This is a genomic window from Rhodobacteraceae bacterium M382 (assembly GCA_025141015.1).
Taxonomy (GTDB): Bacteria; Pseudomonadota; Alphaproteobacteria; order Rhodobacterales; family Rhodobacteraceae; genus Aliisedimentitalea; species Aliisedimentitalea scapharcae.
Genome location: CP081098.1, coordinates 2,062,028 through 2,083,379 on the forward strand (window position 1 = coordinate 2,062,028; position 21,352 = coordinate 2,083,379).

Sequence of the window (21,352 nt, forward strand, 5' to 3'; positions counted from 1 at the left end):
GGTCTAGCCCTGCGCCTGGCGGCTTTTGAACAAGACGACTTCTGCGGGTTCGGGCGTGTCCTCGATCAGGGCAGGGGCACCCAGCAATTCCAATAGAATGTCGCGCTGATCGTTTGCAAACCGCCGCCGTGCCTCCTTGGACGCCCGGGCAAACACGTCATTCAGCTTGATACGGAAGTCTTCGACCGGGTCGGAAATGCCAGCACCGGGAGCCTTCTTGCGGTTCATGACCTCTTTGGCGGATTTGGCGGAGCCATCGCCCAGGGCGCGGCAGATCTCATAGCGGTCTGTGGGCTGGCTGCATTTGGCGATCTCTTGCAGATCCGCCAGTGTCACCTTCCTGGGCGCGTCGCGCAGTTGCCGGATTTCCTGGGGGCCGAGACATTGCCCGGCGGCGACCAGACGGCGAATTTGACGCTCTGAGACGTCCCTTTTTTCGGCCACGCTTTGGCAAAAGGACAAGATGTCCGTTTGCCTACCGCCAATATGCTGGTTGCCTCGGTCGCCGCCATGTTTGGTCTCGGGGTAGACCCGTTCATAGACCTCTTTGCGGCGCGCCAGGAACACGCTCAGTTCCAGCGTATCCAATTCTGCATGGGCCAGGTTGTCGTCAATCTCGGCCAGTTGGGCAAAATCATCGGTGCAATCCCAGACCTTGGCCGGGATGGTCTCGCGCCCCATCGCCTGAAACGCCGCCACCCGATGCCCTCCGGCAATCAACCGGATCTTGCCGCTTTTCTTGATCTTGCGCACATGGATTTCGTCTCGCAGGCCCAGATCTTCAATCGAACCCACCAGGGCTTCAACGGCGGTTTGCGAGACCGGGCGCAAGCGATTGCTGGTGTCGATGTCGGCCAAGGCAATTTCGGTGGTTTCAATCAGGCGGGCAGGGCGCATGGGGATACTCCGGAAAGACAGGGAAACAGGTGTCAGGCGATTGGATTGGCCTTCAAAAATTCCTGGCACCGGGACAGGGTGCCGTCTGCCAGCAGGATTTTGAGGTGCGCCTTGATCTCCAGATTGGCCCTGATTTCCTCGTTCACGGCTGCGTCGTAGCGGTCATTGAGGGTGCCGAAATGACTGGAGGACCGATCCGCCGCCAATGCCGCCTGGGACGTCCTGCGAACCGATGCACAAGTTTTCTGGTGAAAGCGGCAGGCTTCGATCAGCACGGCCATGCGTTCGGCGGGGGACAGAAGGCCCGGTGAAATGTGGGGCAGGTAGGTAATGCTCAGTGCAGGGGAAAAGACATTTTGGGTCATGATTTATGCTCCGAATGAAGGGGCCATAAGAGGAATTATGTTGAAGGTGTTTTGCGTCGCTGGGAGGGCTTTTTGATTCATGCGAGCAACGTCTGATTTTTCATGACGCCCTCCGGCCGTGAGACCCAAGCCCATGGACGTTGGGGTCAAAGACGCCTTTCAGTTTTAGGTGGGGAAGAACGTCTTGCTCCGGACGCTCCACGGGATACCCAAGCGTAAAGAGAATGCACCTCTGTGCCTTGGTAGAGGGATTGGGGTCCTCTCCGTCCAGCAAGGTTCTCAGGTAGCGGCCAGTGTAACCGCACAACCGGCCAAGGCGGGTGAGATTGACACGTCCCAGTCCCTTGTTTCTACGGTTGATCTCCGCCTTCAGGAACTTCTGAAACTCTTTCCCGCTCATAGGGGCGATGGTTTTGGTTTTGCTCGACATAAAAACCCTCCGTTAGATCCAGAGAGTAGACATATATTTCTATTTGAGCAATGCAAAACGTCTACAAGATAGAAATAAATATCTATACATGCGGCGCTGTATTATGACCTCAAGAACTTTATTTCCGTTTGCGCGAATTAAAGTTCCATGTGAGAATGCGCGCATGTCAGAAACACCAGATAACATCGGTCTAGATCACGAGCTGTGGCGGAAACGTCTTAGGCAGGCGATAGATGATCGTGGCCTAGGTTACAAAGAGCTCTCCAGCAGCGCGGGTTTCAACAAAGAATACGTCAGCAAGATGCTGAACGGCAGAATCAATCCCACAGTCGATAAGATCCTGAGGATCTGTGAAGTCGCTGGAATAGAACCGAGTTTTTTGTTTCTGCGTGATGTTGGCGGGCAGGGGATCAGGGAAACCGTCAAAGATGCGGCGAACCTGACTGAACAAGATGCTTCACTTGTCGCTAGGTTGATCGACAGCGCTCGGAAAAGCTGACTGCACTTCCATTTTGGCTCTCAAGTACGCCGCGATTCCGCTGCCTGGATGGTCCTGCTCCATGCTTTCCACAAGAAGGGCAATACGCTCCAAGGTGTTCGCCGTGACGGGTCTGTCTCTGCTTGATGTTCTCAAAATTATCACTTGTTATAGTTTTGACCTGATGCTACTTAGAGGCAAGATACACGTTATGCGGGCGCTTCCAATATGATTAGTGATATGGAGCCAATTTTTTTCTCGGTTCTGTCGGGGCTTTCGGACCAAGGTTTCTCTATTGGAGTCGGCTTCAGTAACAATGAACCCAAGTGGGTCCACTCGACTTATGCCAAGGAGTGGGTGGATACCTATGTTGAGAAGCGCTTCTTGAATTTTGACCCGACAATTATCCACGGACAGAAGAGATGCGGGCATTTTACTTGGAGCGAACTGGATGCGAAATACCCGGATAACCCGGTCTTCAGGGAGGCCGCAAAATTTGGTTTGTCTGAGGGCAACACGCTGTCTCTCAACATCTGTGGATCTAGGACTATTGTGAGTTGCGCGGGGCGCAAGTGGAACGCCGATGACGTCCGAAAAGCGAAAGCCGCAGCCAGTGCTCTTCACTGCCTCCAGGCCTCCGAGCCGTATCCTGTTGTAGCTACCGATAAAGAGCTTGATGTGCTCGACCTTATGGCGAGTGGGCTTCACGATCGGGAGATTTCAGAGCGACTTGGGATCAAGCTCGAGTCAGTTCGCATGAGACGGCGGCGGGTGTACGAAAAGACCGGCACGACGTCTCCTGCATCGGTAATATCATTTGCGATAAAAAATTGCTGGATCTGACAGATTTACAGACATTTGTTTCTATTTGAGTGGTTCCATTTCGGTCGTAAAGGAGACCTCAATGGAACTGCACACCTTTTGCTTTTCGGACTTACATCGACACGGAGACGTGTTCTGGGACTACCTCGCGCTTCGGAAACATCACTTTGTTGACCAACTGGGGTGGCATTTGTCCCACGATGGTCGCTTGGAGATGGACCAATACGATCATCCGCTGGCTGTCTACTCAGTTGTTACCCACGCCGGTTACGCAATTGCCGGTGCTAGAGCCTTGCCATGCAATGCAATGTGGGGAGGGTGGTCATACATGCTAAGAGACGCTCACCTGGGAAAACTTGACTTTATTCCGGCAGGGTTGATGAACGTTTGCCCTGAAACAGAAGAGACTTGGGAATGTACACGACTGGTTCTGCAAGACGAAATCCCATCACTACAACGGGCGCTGGTTCTCAAGTTGATTGTTTTCGGATTATGCAGGGAGGTTTCCACGCGTGGGGGAACATCGACGATCTCACTGTCTCCGGTTGCCCTCGGGCGGTTGTTGAGAACCATAGGTTATGACGCATTCCCGTCCGGCGAGAAGTACAAGGGCGTCGAGGACCGCCGCCTTTACAGGCCTTTTCAGATGCTCTGCGATCCTGGCGTAAACGAAGCTGAGTGTTCTCAATATCTTTCGCCCCTGTCTGGACATGGAGGACAGGAAGATCTTTTGGCCCGTCTCACTATGGCCGCAGCATGATGTTCACAAGCCTGTTTACCAAAGCACGTTGCCGAATTTGGTTTTTGGTTATGTTTCAATATGATGTCTACGTAGAATCATAAAGCCTGTTCGAATGGATTGGGCACCGTGCACCTGGCCGGCTATTAGGATAACGTCATGGGTTCGTTCGCGATCATAACTTGTCTTTCGCTCATGGCCGTCGATGGCGACACAGTAAAATGCGATGGCCAGAACCTTCGCCCGATGGGTGACGGCGCACCACATGTCTCCGGCTTTGATACGCCAGAGCTAAGCAGATACTCGGACTGCCCAGAAGAAACCCATTTTGGGCTACTTGCAGCGGTCCGGATGTCAGAGCTGCTGCAAACCAAAGGCCTGATTATCGAGGATTCCGGTGAAGTCGATGTCTTCGACAGGCCGCTGGTGGTGCTGAGGTTGCCAGACGGATCAACCATAGGACAAAGGTTGATCGACGAAGGCTTGGCGCGGGTTTGGACACCCGGTTACCGAGCCAATTGGTGCGAATGACAATAATGATTGAAAACGGTTGCTAAGTGCAGGAAGGAGATATTTCATCGACTTTCTGCTGCGGAGGTTTGGGATGTATCGTCACTGAGAACAGTCTTCAGATGCCCACAACCCAACGTTAACTGCATTCGCGAGTAGGCATTTTGGTAGATGCGAATGGAAGGTCACATGGTAGGAGACTTTCAGGGTACTTCCTTGATTGATTGCCGAATGAAAAGCGGGCGTCAGTCTAGTTCAGTTTGTCGGCTGACAAGCTTCATCTCAGGGTTGAATTGATGTACGTTGTGAGCAAATTATCACCTGGGTGTTGTAAGCGGCAGCATTCAGATCTGCTGCTTAAGTCCGAGGCGTAACCATGCCAGTCAGTTTTTTTCCAGAATGCCCTGACTTCCCCGACAATTTAGTTGATGAACTAATAAGAGGTGAAGTGGTTGTATTATGCGGAGCGGGCATCAGTGCCCCTCAGCTTGAACTTTTCAACGCACTCACTACTGGAGTATTCAAAGACCTCAATGTAGACATGACACCGGGAGAAATGGAGTCTTTTAAGGCCGGTCGATACGAAGAGGTATTGGGTTCGTTGGAGCGTAGATTGGCTCAACCAGCTAAAGTCGAAGATGCTGTATGTGATCGCCTCAGGAAGCCGGAAAATGCTGATCTGAACCAACACCAAACGCTTCTACGCCTTTCCAAAGACGTTGAGAATAGACCGACAATTGTCACTACAAACTTTGAAACTCTTCTAGAGCACGCCCACCGAAACTTGCCGAATGTTGGATCTGTAAATAGTGCCAGCTTTGCTGGACAAGCATTGCCTGCTCCAGGAAGCAATGGCTTTCACGGTATTGTTCATCTCCACGGTCGTCTTGATGATCAAGAACTGGGCTTGGGGCGAACACCTCTTGTTCTGACAAGTTCTGACTATGGTGAAGCGTATATGCGCTCTGGATGGGCTTCCCGCTTTCTATTCGATCTTTCACGTTGCCGGACAATTCTCCTAGTTGGCTATAGCGCTGGCGACTCTCCGGTTCGCTATTTTCTTAATGTTTTAGAGGCGGATAGATCTCGGTTTAGTGACTTGCGTCGCGTTTATGCACTTGCCTCTTACAAGGAAGACCCCAACGAAGTTCTGAAGCAGTGGACGACCCTTGGGGTCGAGCCAGTGCCCTACCCAGAGAAAGTTGAGGGCCACCCACATTACTATGCTCTTTGGGAAGGACTTTCTAACCTCGCTGATCTTGTTGAAAGACCTAAAACACGACAAAAGGAAATCATCTCAGAAATCATATCCAAAAAATTCTCAGATTCTTCTGGTGACCAACGAAACATGGTCATGTGGCTTCTCAAAGGCAAAAATGACTTGTGGGATTGCGTTATTAATTGCGTTGAAGACCCAGATTGGCTTGAATTCATCAAAGATAATAGGCTTTGGCCTGGTGAAATAGCGGCTAGGATTGTCGCATTTTGGCTGGCAAAGAACTTCCAGTGCCCTAGACGATTTGACTTTGCAGTAGGCTGGCTTCGGGACATGGGAGCTTCTCTCGTTATAAATGTACAGGAAAGATTGAACCAACAGCGGGGAATGCAACCAGATTGGCACAGGGTCTGGCGTCAATATTGCAAAGTACCGTTCTCCGATGAACATCAAAAGCGCTTAGACTACAGGGAGCTTATTGGTGTCCTTGAGACCGGCGAGATACTTTACAGCGATATAAAACGAGCAGTGGACTTTGTCGCGCCAAACTTTCGGATCTCACCAAGATTGATGACTGATAAAAAAGAGATTCCCGCAACCGAGGCCGTCAGAATTGGTGAGCTATGCTATGCTAGGTTGAAGGTCGACGACGACTACGAAGCTAGGGAACTGAGCGACAAACTGATCGAACGCCCAGAAATTGCTTGGCGTGTTGTTGAAATTGCCTTTGACCGGTTGCGGGAAGCGGTTTTTTTTCAGGTGGAGCTTGGGCAAATAACGAGCACCTTCGATTGGAACGACCTCTCAGTTCCTGCAATTGAAGACCACGAACAGAATGAAAACCGGGATGGCATTCTGCCTATTGTCCGCTTGATAATCGATTGTTTTCCGGCAGCCGTTGATGAGGATCTAGAGCGCTCGCTTTTGATGGTTCATTCATGGCTGAAACTTCCGGGTAACATAGGTCTCCGCCTCTATCTGCATGTAGCTAGAGCGATGAATTTAATCGATCCAAATGAAGCTATTGAGACACTGTTGCGGGCAAAATCCGAACAACTTTGGAGCAGTCGGCGTGAGGTCGCACTTTTCATTGAATGTCAAACCACAAGAGCTGACCGAAACCTAGTTGAACAACTAGAGGCTAGATTTTTGACTGAGGCTCCTGCGAGATTTCATAACGCAGGCACTTCTTCAACTGGTGCTGACTGGCGACCATTTGCTCGTGATCGAGATCTCTGGATCTATCTTACCATGCTTGAAAAAGCAGGAGTGCTGTCCGACCGAGGAGAGATAGAGCTAAAAGAAATACGAGAGCGAAGAGAGTTTCTTGGTCGGGAGGTCGAGGAACGGGATTTGTTCAGCTCTTTTTCGTTTGGCGTTCAGAGAGTCGTTGGACGGGAAGAACCAATTCGCACAGCTGACCCGGAGTTACAATTGCAGGTCGCCCATGAAATGCAAGAAAGCACCCATATGGAAGATCGAGAGGGATGGTCTGCGTTTTGCCAGTCTGATCCTGTTACCGCGCTTCAAGCACTTAAAGGCGGCGACTTCTCAACGGAGAACCTTTCCCTCTGGTCAACGTTTCTAAACAGCGTTTCATTTTCCCGAAACTTAGAGGAAGACCCGACTGTTGAAGTCGTCAAAGAGGCTCTTGCATATTTGGAGAACTGCCCTGCGGAACATTTAGCCTGTCTTTCCGACTCGATAGTGTCAGTTATTTTTCACCGAAAGAAGGAATTGACGAATGTAAGTGATTGGTGGTGGAAAATTTGGCCATGTGTTATCGAACCAGAACTAAGTGATTCAGAAAAACTAGTGGATCTAGCCTTCAACACAGCATCTGGGAAACTTGCAGAAATTGCCTTGGAAATGCATTCAAGCGCACTAACGGTAGAAGCCGACACTGGCGATGCTGAAGAGATGCTGTCAACTGCCTTGGGTTCTGCTGGAACCCAGGGGATTCTTGCAAGTGCGGTCTTGGTGCGCAATATCTCCTATTTGATTAACCACTGCGACATGATTGTAACCAATACCTTAGAGCCAAATCTGCGGGCACCCGAATCTAGAAATCTTCGCTCGGTATTCATTCGAGATAGCCATCTAAGCCCGCAAACTTTTAGGCGGCTCAAAGACATCGTTGTTACAAGCCTTCTTGAGTGCTCGGAAGAATTGGAAAGCTTCTCTGCTGAAAATATTGCGGCCCAAGTGTTAAGGCCTGCGTTGTCCCTTGCCGCGAACGAGGGTCAAGATTGGGGTGTATCAGCCCTTGAGGTTACTCAGATGCTCAGAAGCTGCCCAGCTTCAGTAAGAGCCGCGGTAGTACATATGTTGCTCAAATGGGCAGTAGCAGAGGGCAAGATGGAAGATGGAGAGGGAGCGGAAGAGTTTTGCGAAACAAAGGTATTGCCCTTTTTCATACATTTCTGGCCCAAGGAATCTGAATATGTTGATGAACTGTCAACGCAAGACTTCATAAGGTTACTTGTAGCTAGCGGTTCTAAAGCAGAGCTCTTGTTTCAATCGATCCAGGTATTCATTGCGCCCTATAAATCTCACCGCTTATCCCTTGCTGATCTGCCCGATTCCAGTATTCCGACAAAAGCGCCTAAGCTCGCACTGAGGTTGATTTGGCACGTCGTCAAAGAAGCGAACGATCAGGTCGTTTATGGATTGGATACAGCGCTTGATGCAATCGTCCGCAGTGATCCTGATTTGGAGATAGATCGCAGGTTTCAGCAACTCGAAGGTAAAGCTCTCAGGATCTAGTGCTCTATGGGACACCGGTTCGGTCAGAGGCTCTGTGCCAATGGCCAGCCATTGCGAGTGACGCCGACCCCATGAGGCCCCATGGCGAGCCATCGCATTCGAAGACATATGTAGATGGGATGACCGACTTCGACTGGTCAATGGCACGTCTCAGATGATTTTAGCAAACGAGAAAAATATAGGATCATATTGGTGCCGTATCGCAATCGCATAAAAGAGAACCGTTACACTGACTCAGATGTCGCAAGGTTCTACATCGATCAAAGAGGAAATCACGGTACCTTCATACGCGAGATTGGAGACTTTGTAGCTCATCCGGCACGTGACAAGGGTGCAGCCTTCAATGCTGTGGTTAGTACCTACGCACAGTTTGCTTTTTACCAAAGATACGGGTTCGCGAAAAAAGCGGTTGACCCGATTGGAGACTGTGAGTGGTGGTTGCAGCCCTACTTTCTCAGGAAAACAGCTTCTTACAAGGATGCCGAGCTCAAAAAGCACCTTAAGATGTCCAGGCCAGAACTAACTGCGCTGGTCAAGTCGTGGTTCCCCGATAAAGAGAAGTTTCCAAAGAAAATTGAAGCGACAGACCCATTTCGGTTCTTCGATGTGGTCGATTTTTTTCGTCAATCTATGAAGGCGGAGCCTACTTTCGAGGTGGATACTGTCAAAAAAGATCTGCGGTCTGCCTTCAAATCAATGGGGTTGGGGGCCGTAAAGGTAGATGATTTTCTAATTGGGACAGCGACCTTGTTAAACGGTATGGAAATTGCGCTTCCAGAAGGTGTGACGGTGGGCGTCCACCTTTACGTGAGAAGACAACGGGGGGGCAGTCGTACTAGCGCTGGATCCCGGACTTTGGCCAGCGTCGGCCATCAAGCAAATGCCCTCCCGGATGGGCTGCTCGAAATCTCGCTTGTTACAAATACTCCCCCAAGGCAAAAGTTGTTTGACCAACAGATTGCCTTTCTGGAAACAAAAATTGACACTAAACGGTATTTTGATCGGTCACTTGTTCGCAATCCTTCGACACCGTTTGCCGAACTAGATCTGAGAGCTAAACTGCAGTTCGTTTCGGATTCAACACCGATGGTTTCTGTGGTCTGTGACTGCCAGGGAAGACGGTAAGCCCTGCAATTCAAGCGCAGTCTTGAAAAAATCGCTTCCCACTTCTTTCGTGGAATTTTCGGCCCACAAAACGGACTACTTGCTGAAATCGTTGAGTGAATCGCTTTCTGGGAACTCTGTTCCTAACTGGGAAGAGGATTTCCCAGTTACGGTGCCTAATTTTGGCCAGTTCCGGCCCTGGCCAAAGGGCGAGTAATCGCTCAACCCCCTTGTTTTATTGGCTTCTGTCGGTGTGGTCAGAGTTTGAAGACATCACTGTCCCAAAATCCCCCACACAGGCCTAAAACGCCGTTTTGAAGGGTTTTTGAAGGACAAGCCAATTTGGCTCATCAAAGGCGAAAACACCCCTGTAACCCCCTTATTTCATTGGGCCATCCGTGTTCTTCCGAGGTCTTCGGACCTCTTCCGGATTGGTGAAGGAATAAGTGTCCAACAACATCCTTCAATCTTGGACAGAGATATCTTCAACATTGGAATTTGGGGCTGAAGTCCTGTGTCGTGCGCCGGTTTGAAGGGGGTTCAAACCCTGTTTGAAGAGGTTTGAAGGGCGGCGGTTTCAATGAGCCCACCGTCTGGAGACAGTCCACAACGGACCTTGGAGTAGGCTATTGGCTGCGACGGCTATGCGGTACAAATCTGCAGTTCGCCGCACAAGTGCCAACGGCAGCTAATCTGGAAAGCGTCCGGTGAACCTGACGCAACGGCAATGTCATAGCGGTTGCCGTCGCAAGAAGATTTTCCAGTTGCTGAAACGCGAGCAAATCAGACACCGCAAATATTGGACCCGCGAGGCGGCCGAATTCTCCAAAGAGCTTTTTCGTTCACCGACCTTGGACCGTGGAACAGAGATGTCAGGTGATCGGAATTTCACGTTGACGACCGGTTTCGCCGTCGTCGTTTTTGATCCACGTTCGCCTCAGCAGCGTGGCATGAGCGAAAACACCACCCCCTGCCGCGATGGTAATTCCAAAATGGCACGGATATGTCGATTCATAGACAGGCAACGTTGGGCGCTAACGCCAGACAGCTCACCGAGCGACCCGAAAAAACTCAACTGCGAAACTCCTGCCGAGCGTTTCATGCATGAGTTGCGTCGGTCCGTTAAAACCGCCGCTCGTCCCTGGCACTCGGAGCCAAAGTCAGGTGTCTGCCGTTTGGTCGATTGATCACGGTTAAGACCTTGGTGCTGCAAGCTTTGTGTTGTCTGTCGGACGATCAAGCCGAGGTTCTCATAGTGGCCGGCAAGATACAGGCGTTACTTGAACTGAATTGCCCTGCCAATTCGGCGTGAGATTCCTAGAAGATGAAATCGTCGGCGGTAAGCTGGCCGATCAACACGCCGGTCAGCGTGATGGTATTGGCTCCGTCGGTGATAACGGCGTGGCCCAAGACGTTAAACGAAAGATGGTTGGTCATTAGGTCTGTGAAGTCGGTGATGTTGGTTACCGCTGCGAGATTGATGTCTTCATTGGCGTCAAAAACGCTGAAATCGGTGACCATGTCGATGCCCCAGCCATTCGCGAAGACAAATTCGTCGGCATTGAGGCCGCCAGACAGTGTGTCATCGCCGCCATCACCGGATAGCATGTCATTGCCTGCACCGCCGTCGAGCAAATCGTCACCGATCCCACCGTTAAGCGTATCGGCCTGGCCATCGCCGTTCAGCGTGTCGGCGCCTTGATCGCCGTTCAGCAAGTCTTCGTCATAGCCGCCAAACAGCGTGTCGTTGTTGTCGCCGCCGTTGAGAGTGTCGGTCCCGTTGTCGCCATAGAGCAGATCGTCACCGATCCCACCGTTAAGCGTATCGGCCTGGCCATCGCCGTTCAGCGTGTCGGCGCCTTGATCGCCGTTCAGCAAGTCTTCGTCATAGCCGCCAAACAGCGTGTCGTTGTTGTCGCCGCCGTTGAGAGTGTCGGTCCCGTTGTCGCCATAGAGCAGATCGTCACCGATCCCACCGTTAAGCGTATCGGCCTGGCCATCGCCGTTCAGCGTGTCGGCGCCTTGATCGCCGTTCAGCAAGTCTTCGTCATAGCCGCCAAACAGCGTGTCGTTGTTGTCGCCGCCGTTGAGAGTGTCGGTCCCGTTGTCGCCATAGAGCAGATCGTCACCGATCCCACCGTTAAGCGTATCGGCCTGGCCATCGCCGTTCAGCGTGTCGGCGCCTTGATCGCCGTTCAGCAAGTCTTCGTCATAGCCGCCAAACAGCGTGTCGTTGTTGTCGCCGCCGTTGAGAGTGTCGGTCCCGTTGTCGCCATAGAGCAGATCGTCACCGATCCCACCGTTAAGCGTATCGGCCTGGCCATCGCCGTTCAGCGTGTCGGCGCCTTGATCGCCGTTCAGCAAGTCTTCGTCATAGCCGCCAAACAGCGTGTCGTTGTTGTCGCCGCCGTTGAGAGTGTCGGTCCCGTTGTCGCCATAGAGCAGATCGTCACCGATCCCACCGTTAAGCGTATCGGCCTGGCCACCGCCGTTCAGCGTGTCGGCGCCTTGATCGCCATTCAGCAAGTCTTCGTCATAGCCGCCAAACAGCGTGTCGTTGTTGTCGCCGCCGTTGAGAGTGTCGGTCCCGTTGTCGCCATAGAGCAGATCGTCGCCCCGATCACCATTTAGAAAGTCTTCGCTGGCGCCGCCAAACAGCGTGTCATTGTTGTCACCACCACTAAGCGTATCGCCCCCATCGTCGCCATTCAGCAGATCGTTGCCCATGCCTCCGTTCAGTATGTCGCCATGACCTCCTCCATTCAGCGTATCGTCGCCCAGAACACCATTCAGCAAGTCTTGGTCATTGCCACCAAACAACAAATCATTGCCATCGCCGCCGTCGAGCGTATCGCGCCCAATGCCGCCATTCAGTGTGTCGTTGCCAATCCCGCCAAAGATCAGATCTGCCGCGCCAAGCCCGGAAAGGTTATCGGTGCCGGGGCCGCCAGTGATGTAATCCCTTTCATCCGTGCCAATGATTGTTTCATTTTCGAACTGTTCAACAGCGCCAACATCAACGGAAGTACCAACAACCCGCAGGCCGCCGCGGCCGTCTAGCGGAAGAGGTTCAAGCCTGTTGCCATCGCCGTCAATATCAACTGTATCGGCAGGTATCAGGCCGTTGCTGCCCGCATCGGTCAGCGGGCTACCATGCAGTGGTGAGAGCGAAAGTACCGTGCCGCCATTGTTAAGCAATTCACCCAAAACAGGATCGCCGCCGCCGTTAACACTGGCATTGTTCGTTGTGAGGGTTGCTGCTGTGCCAATAAAGCTCGTGTTGGCAATCGCAATCGTACCCCAGGCGTCATGACCCGCAGATAGGTCGGAATAGTTTTGGGCGAAAACGGTGTTGTTCAGGATGTTGATTGAGCCAACCTCAACGTTCACGCCCCCGCCCACAGTGCCCGCGTGATTGCGAGCGACAGTGCTGTTGTTGAACGTTGTGGTCGAAAAAGAGGTCGTAACGATGCCACCGCCGTCCCTGTCGGACCTGTTTTCGACAATGGTTGAATTGGTCAAGTTGACGTTGCTGGACTGGGTAAACCAGGCACCCCCGCCGCCAAGACCGGCCATGTTTCCAACAAGCAGTACGTTGGTCAGCGAAACGTCCGCGCCTTCAACGTAAACCCCGCCACCTCTGGTGCGGCTGTGATTATTGGCAATAGTTGTGTCTGTGATATCGAGCGTTGCAATGTCATTGGCAAAAATTGCGCCGCCAGTGCTCATGTTGCCGTCTTGAAGGGTCAGGCTTGACAGGTCTACATCTGTTGTCGCGCCAGACATATAGAAAATCCGGCTGGCATCGTTCCCTGAAATAGTAACGTCAGCTCGGTTGTCACTGTTGATGTCACCGTCGATTGCTAGATCGCTTGAAATGGCAATCTCGCCGATTGTTAAACTGATGGTTCCGCTTAACAGATCAGCGGCGAAGACAACCGTGTCGTATTCTGGGGTGCTGTTGGCGATGGCCAGCGCTTCGCGAAGCGAAAGACCTGCGCCATCGTTCGATTCGCTCCCAAGGTCGGTGGTCGATGCGACCTCGTCGTCGATCGTCGTCACGGTAAGCGTCGCCATCGCATTGTCCTTTCAACAGCTGAAGAGCGTGTCACTCAAAGCGTCTTCAGCCCGTAGGCAAATGTTTCCCACCAGGCTTCAAGACCGATCCAACACGGCTTTTGGCATTGTCCGGCGTGTGGGACATGATCCAGACACTTGTCTTGTCGCAGGTTTCTCCGTCTTCTTGCACTCCTCTCAGAAACTCCAAGATCGGTTCGGGCCTCGCTTCTGATGCGCCATTTGGATGCCTTCGCCGCGTGAGGTTTTTCTTATTGCACAAGGTCGAATCGACGAAAAAAAACACAAACATTGGAAATCATATAATCCATCAGCAGTAATCTAATTGATCGAGGTCAAGTTCATGTAGAATTCAATAGTCAAATTTGCGCTCCTTCTTGGGTCGTTCTTGTAAGTCAAGATGTTTGCTTTCGGCGCTTCGCGCACCTTCAGACCTTACGCCGCATTCGGTAGATTGGGCTCCCTACTGCCGTTCGCCGCACCAGGTGCGGATGGCTGCAGGCAGCCCGAAGCGGACATTACTGTCACTTGTGGGTTGCGACCGCACTGCGGGACAGAACTGCCGTTGCCCCTTTCAAAACGAACGGCTGCTGTGCGCGCATTGCTACAGCAGCAAAAGCAGCAACGGGCTGGAAAGGCGCCACCTAGCGAACATTGCAGGTCACTGATATTGTGACCACTACACGACGAGATCGGTGTTCGGTTCTCGGTGGATTCTTTACAGAGAAAGTCATCTAGAGAAGAACGGATGTCTTACACTTTGATGAAGTTGTAACACTCAACATTTTTATTTAAGCAGGTCTGAACTTCTGTCTTTACTAAAGCGAACGTGGCCGCCAGCCTGTGCGTCCAGCATCCGTCTTCGTATTTGGAGCATTTTTGGACTTGAAGCCCGTTACGTTAGTTTTCTTGGACAAAGCTAAGCGCGCTGCTCAACGGCTGATAGGTTTTTCGTCCTCGATATATGGTCTGGTTGCTCTGCTCGTAGTCATCGCGTTTCGGTCAATCTTCGAAGTAAGTGTTACTGTATCGTTCGTTGTAGCACTTGGAACAGCTTGGTTAGCTCGAACAGCAGCACTTTACCTCCGCAACTACTTCTCAAGTAAGCCACTCCTTCAAACCCACAGCCAACTCGGTTCACTCCGCTCAAGACTCTTTTTGTGGGCAATTTTTATTATCATTGGCGTCCCAGTTTATTTGAGTTTGGAAAGATCAAGGATTTCCACAGGCCTTTCCCCTGTTCAACAAGTTCATCTGTTCCTTTGTGAGACGGTGCCAAAATTAACTCCGGGTTCCGACCTTTGCTCTGCTTATGCCGGAACAAGATTGGCCATTCGTCAGAGGTTGGCTGCAGAAGAAGTCGCGCGCCGGACACAGACTACGGAGGAAGCAGCACGCCTACCGCTGACAGCGGAGGAAGCAGCACGCCAACGGCTGGCGGCAGAGGAAGCAGAACGCCAACGGCTGGCGGCAGAGGAAGCAGAGCGCCAACGGCTGGCGGCAGAGGAAGCAGAACGCCAACGGCTGGCGGCAGAGGAAGCAGAGCGCCAACGGCTGGCGGCGGAGGAAGCAGAGCACCAACGGCTGGCAGCAGAGGAAGCAGCACGCCAACGGCTGGCGGCAGAGGAAGCTGAGCGCCAACGGCTGGCGGCGGAGGAAGCAGAGCGCCAACGGCTGGCGGCGGAGGAAGCAGAGCACCAACGGCTGGCAGCAGAGGAAGCAGAACGCCAACGGCTGGCGGCGGAGGAAGCAGAGCGCCAACGGCTGGCGGCGGAGGAAGCAGAGCGCCAACGGCTGGCGGCGGAGGAAGCAGAGCGCCAACGGCTGGCGGCAGAGGAAGCTGAGCGCCAACGGCTGGCGGCGGAGGAAGCAGAGCGCCAACGGCTGGCGGCGGAGGAAGCAGAGCACCAACGGCTGGCGGCAGAGGAAGCTGAGCGCCAACGGCTGGCGGCAGAGGAAGCAGAGCCCCAACGGCTGGCGGCGGAGGAAGCAGAGCGCCAACGGCTGGCGGCAGAGGAAGCAGAACGCCAACGGCTGGCGGCAGAGGAAGCTGAGCGCCAACGGCTGGCGGCAGAGGAAGCAGAACGCCAACGGCTGGCGGCAGAGGAAGCAGAGCGCCAACGGCTGGCGGCGGAGGAAGCAGAGCGCCAACGGCTGGCGGCGGAGGAAGCAGAGCGCCAACGGCTGGCGGCGGAGAAAAAATTGAGTGACTTGGACTTTCAAAGAGAACTTGCTCGACTGGGTTGCCTTCCCGGACCTCTTGATGGCGCTTGGGGGCGTCGAACTTCGTCTGCCCTAGAAAGAGTGGCAAGTGTATTAGGCGAACCCTTGGCCGATTATCAGCGTGACGCAAATCTACTAAACATCTTGAAGACTACGAAGGACAATGCTTGCGCGGAACTTTGCAAACCCAGCGAGACTCTCACAGAGCGGGGATGTGTAGCACCGGCAAGAAACAATGTGCCCCGAAACCAAGATTGCTTAGAGGTTTGGGGGTCGCTGAGTTGCGCAGAATGAGTTCAAAACTCTACTTCTATCCATGCGCCTTCCCTTTCGACCCTTACTTTTTGAGGAACCAAGTAAACCAAATCCCTCTGCACAATCGCTTTTGCGCCCCTCACCAGACCTTCAAACTCTTGGTCAAAGCAACGAGCCTTCCAACGTGCGCGATTGAAACCCGCCGCGACTATCTTGCCTGAGCACAAGGGAATTCTGTCTCCTGTCAGCCAAAAATTGAACTCCGTCGCGTTTGGTCCATCAAATTTTGTGGGGCTTTCACGGTAAACACCCTGCAGTTTCCTTGGTTGGTTTTGTCCGTCGAAAACTGTGATAGTTGTCGAAAACGAAGTCGGCTGGAAGACTGCCCGTCGATAGGCACTATTTAAGACGTTCCCTTTTTCGACAACGATGATGCAAGGTGCTTGAATGCGAAGTTGTCGACGCAACTTTCGCATCGACTGCTCACATTTTTTGATTGCGAAGGGTCGCGCCTCGTTCGGAGGAAACTCCGAGAACAGGCACGTGTGCGCCAATCCGCTTGCCCAAGCAACATAAATGTTGCGCTTGCTTCCACCTAGTTCCGTTGCACGCTGAAAACACCTTTTGTATTGATAGTAAGCTTCCGATTTTGACACTCCGTCAGCTTTTACAGGTCCTCCAAAAACGAATTGTCCAAAAAAAAGAACGATGAGAAAGAGGGCATTTGCTTTGAGTTTCAAGTTGATACATCCACAAAATTTCTCGCAGCTACAGACTGGAGTACAGGTTCGCGACGTGTCAACTGCCTATTTTTTCGCTAAATATTCGTATTTGGTCGACTTTCGAAAAGTCGAAGTTGAGCCGATATTTCAACGTGTCAATGAACCTTCGAGACAGTTGTCGGCACCAGTGGACCTGTCCGGTTTTCGTGCCGGTCCGATTTCTCACTTAGCCCAGGGCCGCTTGGGATGCTCGTTTAGACGCGCTGCACTGCTGCATCCGCAGTTCGAGTTGGACGGTAGCTACAGGCCGTCCTTACAACGGCCAATGAAGGCATTCTACGGTCTACCACCGTTGGTGCAGTGTGCAGCATTTTGCACTTTGGGCTCCCTACTGCCGTTAGCCGCACCAGGTTCGGTTGGCTGCAGGCAGCCCAAAGCCGACATGCGTTTTTGTCACCTGGGGTGGATGTGAACGATCGCTGTAGACACAAGATAGCTTCCGTGCAGGTCGAACGCACGAGATGTTGCGAACTGACTGGTTTCAACCTAGAGGTTAGAGAAAAGCCATTGGGCAGGCTGTACAAATTTTCTAACTAAGGATGACTGAAATGCACGTGAGCGATCTAAGCTACAGCAAGCTGACAAGTCAATTACTCAAAGCGTATGAGAAGCGGGAGAGAACGCATTAAAGCTCTGGCGTGAGCATCGTGGGTATTCTCAAACCAAGCTCGCTGAACTGTCAGGTGTGAACCGTGTGCAGATAGGTGATATCGAAAACCATGGATCCAAAGGATCTTTGGACTCTCTGAAAAAACTTGCGTCCGCGTTGTCCATTACAGTCGACGAATTTATCTAGGTTCAGGACTCATAACCAGTAAATGACGAGAGCTGCGAGAGCGATTGCTGAGAGAAAGACCTTTGGGCATCTGTCATATCGCGTAGCCACCCGGTGCCAATCCTTCAGTCTGCCGAACATGATTTCGATCCGGTTGCGCCGTTTGTACCGTCGCTTGTCGTACCTCACGGTCTTCTTGCGCTGTTTCCGGCCAGGGATGCAGGCGCGTATCCCTTTGTCTTTCAACGCTTCTCTGAACCAGTCGGCATCGTATCCGCGGTCCCCGAGCAGCCAGTCTACATCCGGCAGGCTACTCAGCAAGGCTCGTGCGCCGATGTAATCGTAACCTGTCCGGCGGTCACGAACATGTTCAGAGGACGCCCCTTGCTGTCACAGACGGCGTGCAGCTTTGTGTTCATACCGCCCTTCGTGCGACCGATCATGCGTCCACGCCCCCCTTTTTGACGCCCAAGCTGGACGCCGTGCGATGAGCTTTCAGATAGGTCGCGTCGATCATCACCGTCTTTTCCTCGCCGTGATCCGCCGCCAATCCCATCAGCATCTCGGCGAAGATGCCTTTGTCACTCCACCGCTTCCAGCGGTTGTAGAGGGTCTTGTGAGGGCCGTATTCCTGTGGTGCATCACGCCACCGTAAGCCATTGCGATTGAAGAAGATAATCCCGCTCAGCACACGCCGATCATCGACGCGCGGCTTGCCGTAGGACTTCGGGAAATAGGGCTCAAGACGCGCCATCTGCGCATCTGTGAGCCAGAAAAGATCAGACATGTTTACCGCTCGATTTTCGAACCGTGAATCACGACGCTAAACGGAAATCAATGGGTCCTGACCCTAGTGGAACTGTGTATGCCACAAATTGGCCTGCATGCTCCCTATTTGGATCTTCAGTTTCTAAATCGTGGTCTCAGAAATACGCCAAGCGAACCGACAACGCACATTCAGAGGCATTCCGGCCAACTTTCGATAGATACTCCAAAACCGAACCGGCCGTGTTCTCACCACTCGCCCCTTTGTTGGACACGATGTGGCCTGCAGACAAAAGCCTCGCAGGCCTCACTTTCACCTAAGCAAGTAAGTCGAACATCTCGCTGCCGATTCTCAGGTTGATCTCATCCTGACCAGCGCCGTCAATTAGCGCCCATATGATCTGTTCGGTCGGCTTAAAGATTACAAAGGCTTCACTTACGCTGGCACCGCCTGCACCATCGGTACTGGTGAAATTGACCTGGAAATCATCTGCCGATGCGGTTGCGTCGCCAAACAGCAGCACATCACCGTCCGCGGCGGCATAATCCTGGATCCAGTCCGACCCATGACCCTCCACACCGACGTGAAAGAACTTGTCGGCCCCGTCACCGCCATTGATCCGATCATGGCCAAAACCGCCGTTAACGAAATCATTCCCGGCGCCACCAAACACCAGATCCGAAAAGGCCGACCCGGTGATCACATCGTCGCCATCCTGGCCCTGCAGCTCATCGACACCGGCACCGCCAGCAATGGTGTCATTACCGCCCTGACCGAACACCAGGTCGTTACCAGCGCCCGCATCGATGCTGTCGTTGCCATCACCGCCAAAGATCACGTCGCGCAGGTCCGCCTCAGTATCACCACCAAAGATGAAATCATCCCCGTCCCCGCCGTTCAGTGTGTCATTGCCATCACCTCCTAGCAGGCTGTCATTGCCACCATTGCCGATCAAGCGGTCACTACCGTTTAGGCCACTAATGGTGTCATTACCTTCGGTGCCATGCAAAGTATCTGCGTCGGGCGTTCCAAATCGGGTCAGGTCCACAGCTCTTACGGCGCTAGTAATACTTTCATTGGTGCCATGACCGTCCGTGTAGGACACTACTACGGCGATCTCAGCTCCCACATCAGCCTGAGTTAGGGTATAGCTGTTGCCCGTCGCGTCGGAGATATCTGAACCATCTCGCTGCCACTGATACGACAATCCGCCCAGACCATCGCCGTCCGTAAGTGATGTCGTCACTGCATTCAGGCTCTGACCTTGGGTTGCTGTGCCGCTGATCGACACCCCACCGATCGGCGTGTCATTGACGTTCATCACCAAACCTGTCGCAGCGCTGGTGACACTTTCATCGGTTCCGAAATCGTCGGTATAACTGACCTGTACAGTCATCACTGCACCAGCATCACTTTGAGTCAATTCCAGGGTCTCACTGGTCGCACCGTCAATGTTCACACCATCGCGCTGCCATTGATAGCTGAACTCACCCAACCCATTAAGATCAGCGATTGCCGTTGCGTCCGCTGTCAGGGTTTCGCCCTGAGTTGGCGTACCTGTGATCGTTGGCGTACCGGTGGGCTCTGCGTTCCGGGCGACTCCGGTCATTGTCATCGTTGATCCGTCGCCCAACGTAACCACCAAGTGACCGCTGCCATTCCCCGAGAAGTTCACCGCTTCGCGTTCTGCCGTCGTCAGCGCCGAGAAGTCGAGACTATCCGTTCCCAGCACAAAGTCGCTTACGATATCGTCGCCCATGCCGTTTTCAACCACAAAGCTGTCCGCTCCATCGCCGCCGCTCAGGCTGTCATTGCCCAGACCGCCCAAAAGCGTATCGCTGCCGCCTTCTCCCAAAAGGCGATCCGCTCCATCGCCGCCGCTCAGGATGTCATTGCCCAGACCGCCCAAAAGCGTATCGCTGCCGCCTTCGCCCAACAGGCGATCCGCAGCAGCGCGACCTTCGATTTGATCGTCACCGCCGCCGCCCGTCAGGCTATCAACACCAGCGGTACCGACCAACGTATCATTGCCACCAGACCCCGCCTGCACCACTTGCGTCGCGAACAGATCGCCAATTGAAGAGGCCTCGGCTGTATCGTTGACGGCTCCCAACCGTGTCACCACATCGCTTAAAGTACCCGCAACACCCGTCAGTGTGGCAGTTGTCGTCGTGCCTGTCACATCCATCAAGGTGATACCGTCAACAGTTCCCTCAGCCGCTGCGATAATATCGGCTAAACTTAAACTGAGCGGATCAGCGGCAAAAGCCAGATCACTCCCCGTGATGACCAATCGCGCATTCGCCAGTTGCAGAACGATTTCGCCCGCAGCCTGAGACAGTACAGCATTATCAACCAGTGCAAAGTCTGAGTTTCCCAAATCCGCAAGCGATAAATCCAACCCTTCCAAAAGGGTCAGCACAGCGTTCGGTTCTGTCATGCTTGAGACGCTTAAACCAACCGTATTGACAGAATTGGACGCTGCGACCCTAGGAAAACCCGCAGACGTTGCAACAATTGTAGAGTCCAAATTGACAATGGGACTGTCACCGTCAGAAAAAGCAACAATATCAGTGCCCGTTGAGTTTGTGAACGTGGTGGCTGTGGATTGGCCATTGGAATTGGCCAATATGTCAATCTGTGCAGTACCCGTTGAATAAATTGCAGCACCATCGCCATTTCTAGTAATTAAATCTAGTCCTTTACCAAAAACACTGTGCGTCTTTTCTCCGAGATAAGTGGGGTAGCGTTCGTTTCCGTCAAAAGTGGTAGCGTCGATGGTTACCACCCCACCTTCTGCGAAAATGGCACCTCCAAGACTAGCCGCGTTACCATTGAACTGCGATTGATCGATATCAATAACACCAGATTGGTTATAAATGGCTCCACCTTCGCTGGGTTGAAAGCTTGAAGTTACATCGCTTTTATTGGTGACATCTTCTCTATAAAGATATTCAGAATCCATTTCAATATTCTCGAAAATGACCTCGGAAATATTGACCGTACCGCCTACGTTCAACAAAGCTCCGCCATTTTGGGCTGCTAACCTATCAGTTAAAGACCTATCAGTGGCAGAAATAGTCAGACCATCCAAAGTCAGTTCTGCGCCAGAATGCACATGAAGCGCCCTGTTTTCCATTCCATTCA

Annotated in this window: 13 protein-coding genes and 3 pseudogenes; 9 read left to right on the forward strand and 7 right to left on the reverse strand. The window is 52.6% G+C overall.

What is annotated here, in order from left to right:
* Positions 1-3 precede the first annotated feature (3 nt).
* Both K3727_09615 and K3727_09620 read right to left on the reverse strand, forming a co-directional pair.
* Positions 4-897 (reverse strand): ParB N-terminal domain-containing protein, encoded by an 894-nt coding sequence (locus K3727_09615; GenBank protein UWQ93013.1) that lies wholly within the window; start codon positions 895-897, stop codon positions 4-6.
* A 32-nt stretch (positions 898-929) separates the two neighbouring features.
* Complete coding sequence (locus K3727_09620; protein ID UWQ93014.1) at positions 930-1,262, reverse strand: hypothetical protein; 333 nt, start codon at positions 1,260-1,262, stop codon at positions 930-932.
* Between the two features lie 593 nt (positions 1,263-1,855).
* On the opposite strand from K3727_09620, the gene K3727_09625 reads away from it, so the two are divergent.
* The 7 genes from K3727_09625 to K3727_09655 all read left to right on the forward strand — a co-directional run bounded on the left by K3727_09625 (position 1,856) and on the right by K3727_09655 (position 10,514).
* On the forward strand, positions 1,856-2,191 hold the full coding sequence (locus K3727_09625) for a helix-turn-helix domain-containing protein (protein ID UWQ93015.1): 336 nt from the start codon (positions 1,856-1,858) through the stop codon (positions 2,189-2,191).
* A 219-nt stretch (positions 2,192-2,410) separates the two neighbouring features.
* Positions 2,411-3,013 carry a LuxR family transcriptional regulator gene (locus K3727_09630; protein UWQ93016.1) on the forward strand — a complete coding sequence of 201 codons (603 nt, stop codon included), beginning with the start codon at positions 2,411-2,413 and terminating at the stop codon, positions 3,011-3,013.
* 61 nt (positions 3,014-3,074) lie between these two features.
* A complete protein-coding gene (locus K3727_09635; protein UWQ93017.1) occupies positions 3,075-3,752 on the forward strand; it encodes a hypothetical protein in 678 nt (225 codons plus the stop codon).
* 138 nt (positions 3,753-3,890) lie between these two features.
* Positions 3,891-4,262 carry a thermonuclease family protein gene (locus tag K3727_09640; protein UWQ93018.1) on the forward strand — a complete coding sequence of 124 codons (372 nt, stop codon included), beginning with the start codon at positions 3,891-3,893 and terminating at the stop codon, positions 4,260-4,262.
* 355 nt (positions 4,263-4,617) lie between these two features.
* Positions 4,618-8,223 (forward strand): SIR2 family protein, encoded by a 3,606-nt coding sequence (locus tag K3727_09645; GenBank protein UWQ93019.1) that lies wholly within the window; start codon positions 4,618-4,620, stop codon positions 8,221-8,223.
* Positions 8,224-8,415: 192 nt separating this feature from the next.
* Positions 8,416-9,348, forward strand: a complete 933-nt coding sequence (locus K3727_09650; GenBank protein ID UWQ93020.1) for a hypothetical protein — start codon at positions 8,416-8,418, stop codon at positions 9,346-9,348.
* A gap of 686 nt (positions 9,349-10,034) precedes the next feature.
* The gene (locus tag K3727_09655) at positions 10,035-10,514 is read left to right on the forward strand and encodes a hypothetical protein (protein ID UWQ93021.1); all 480 of its coding nucleotides are present in this window, start codon (positions 10,035-10,037) and stop codon (positions 10,512-10,514) included.
* A 130-nt stretch (positions 10,515-10,644) separates the two neighbouring features.
* Here the strand turns inward: K3727_09655 and K3727_09660 are convergent, their stop codons facing one another.
* A complete protein-coding gene (locus K3727_09660) occupies positions 10,645-13,404 on the reverse strand; it encodes a calcium-binding protein (GenBank protein ID UWQ93022.1) in 2,760 nt (919 codons plus the stop codon).
* A gap of 843 nt (positions 13,405-14,247) precedes the next feature.
* On the opposite strand from K3727_09660, the gene K3727_09665 reads away from it, so the two are divergent.
* Positions 14,248-15,921, forward strand: a complete 1,674-nt coding sequence (locus tag K3727_09665; protein UWQ93023.1) for a hypothetical protein — start codon at positions 14,248-14,250, stop codon at positions 15,919-15,921.
* Positions 15,922-15,923: 2 nt separating this feature from the next.
* Here the strand turns inward: K3727_09665 and K3727_09670 are convergent, their stop codons facing one another.
* Positions 15,924-16,622 carry a hypothetical protein gene (locus K3727_09670; protein ID UWQ93024.1) on the reverse strand — a complete coding sequence of 233 codons (699 nt, stop codon included), beginning with the start codon at positions 16,620-16,622 and terminating at the stop codon, positions 15,924-15,926.
* Between the two features lie 667 nt (positions 16,623-17,289).
* Here K3727_09670 and K3727_09675 point away from each other — a divergent pair.
* A pseudogene (locus K3727_09675) lies at positions 17,290-17,460 on the forward strand (helix-turn-helix transcriptional regulator).
* Positions 17,461-17,469: 9 nt separating this feature from the next.
* On the opposite strand, the pseudogene K3727_09680 reads toward K3727_09675, so the two are convergent.
* From K3727_09680 to K3727_09690, 3 genes and pseudogenes are all read right to left on the reverse strand, one after another.
* Positions 17,470-18,226: pseudogene (locus K3727_09680) on the reverse strand (IS5 family transposase).
* Positions 18,227-18,521: 295 nt separating this feature from the next.
* The gene (locus tag K3727_09685; GenBank protein ID UWQ93329.1) at positions 18,522-19,964 is read right to left on the reverse strand and encodes a hypothetical protein; all 1,443 of its coding nucleotides are present in this window, start codon (positions 19,962-19,964) and stop codon (positions 18,522-18,524) included.
* A 21-nt stretch (positions 19,965-19,985) separates the two neighbouring features.
* Positions 19,986-21,344 (reverse strand): annotated as a pseudogene (locus K3727_09690) (hypothetical protein).
* Positions 21,345-21,352: the final 8 nt, after the last annotated feature.

Excerpts from the sequence above, each read along its gene's own strand:
- K3727_09620 (UWQ93014.1), bottom strand. The coding sequence starts at position 1,262 with ATGACCCAAAATGTCTTTTCCCCTGCACTGAGCATTACCTACCTGCCC.
- K3727_09685 (UWQ93329.1), bottom strand. The coding sequence starts at position 19,964 with ATGGGCGACGATATCGTAAGCGACTTTGTGCTGGGAACGGATAGTCTC.
- K3727_09625 (UWQ93015.1), top strand. The coding sequence starts at position 1,856 with ATGTCAGAAACACCAGATAACATCGGTCTAGATCACGAGCTGTGGCGG.
- K3727_09640 (UWQ93018.1), top strand. The coding sequence starts at position 3,891 with ATGGGTTCGTTCGCGATCATAACTTGTCTTTCGCTCATGGCCGTCGAT.
- K3727_09635 (UWQ93017.1), top strand. The coding sequence starts at position 3,075 with ATGGAACTGCACACCTTTTGCTTTTCGGACTTACATCGACACGGAGAC.
- K3727_09630 (UWQ93016.1), top strand. The coding sequence starts at position 2,411 with ATGGAGCCAATTTTTTTCTCGGTTCTGTCGGGGCTTTCGGACCAAGGT.
- K3727_09645 (UWQ93019.1), top strand. The coding sequence starts at position 4,618 with ATGCCAGTCAGTTTTTTTCCAGAATGCCCTGACTTCCCCGACAATTTA.
- K3727_09615 (UWQ93013.1), bottom strand. The coding sequence starts at position 897 with ATGCGCCCTGCCCGCCTGATTGAAACCACCGAAATTGCCTTGGCCGAC.
- K3727_09660 (UWQ93022.1), bottom strand. The coding sequence starts at position 13,404 with ATGGCGACGCTTACCGTGACGACGATCGACGACGAGGTCGCATCGACC.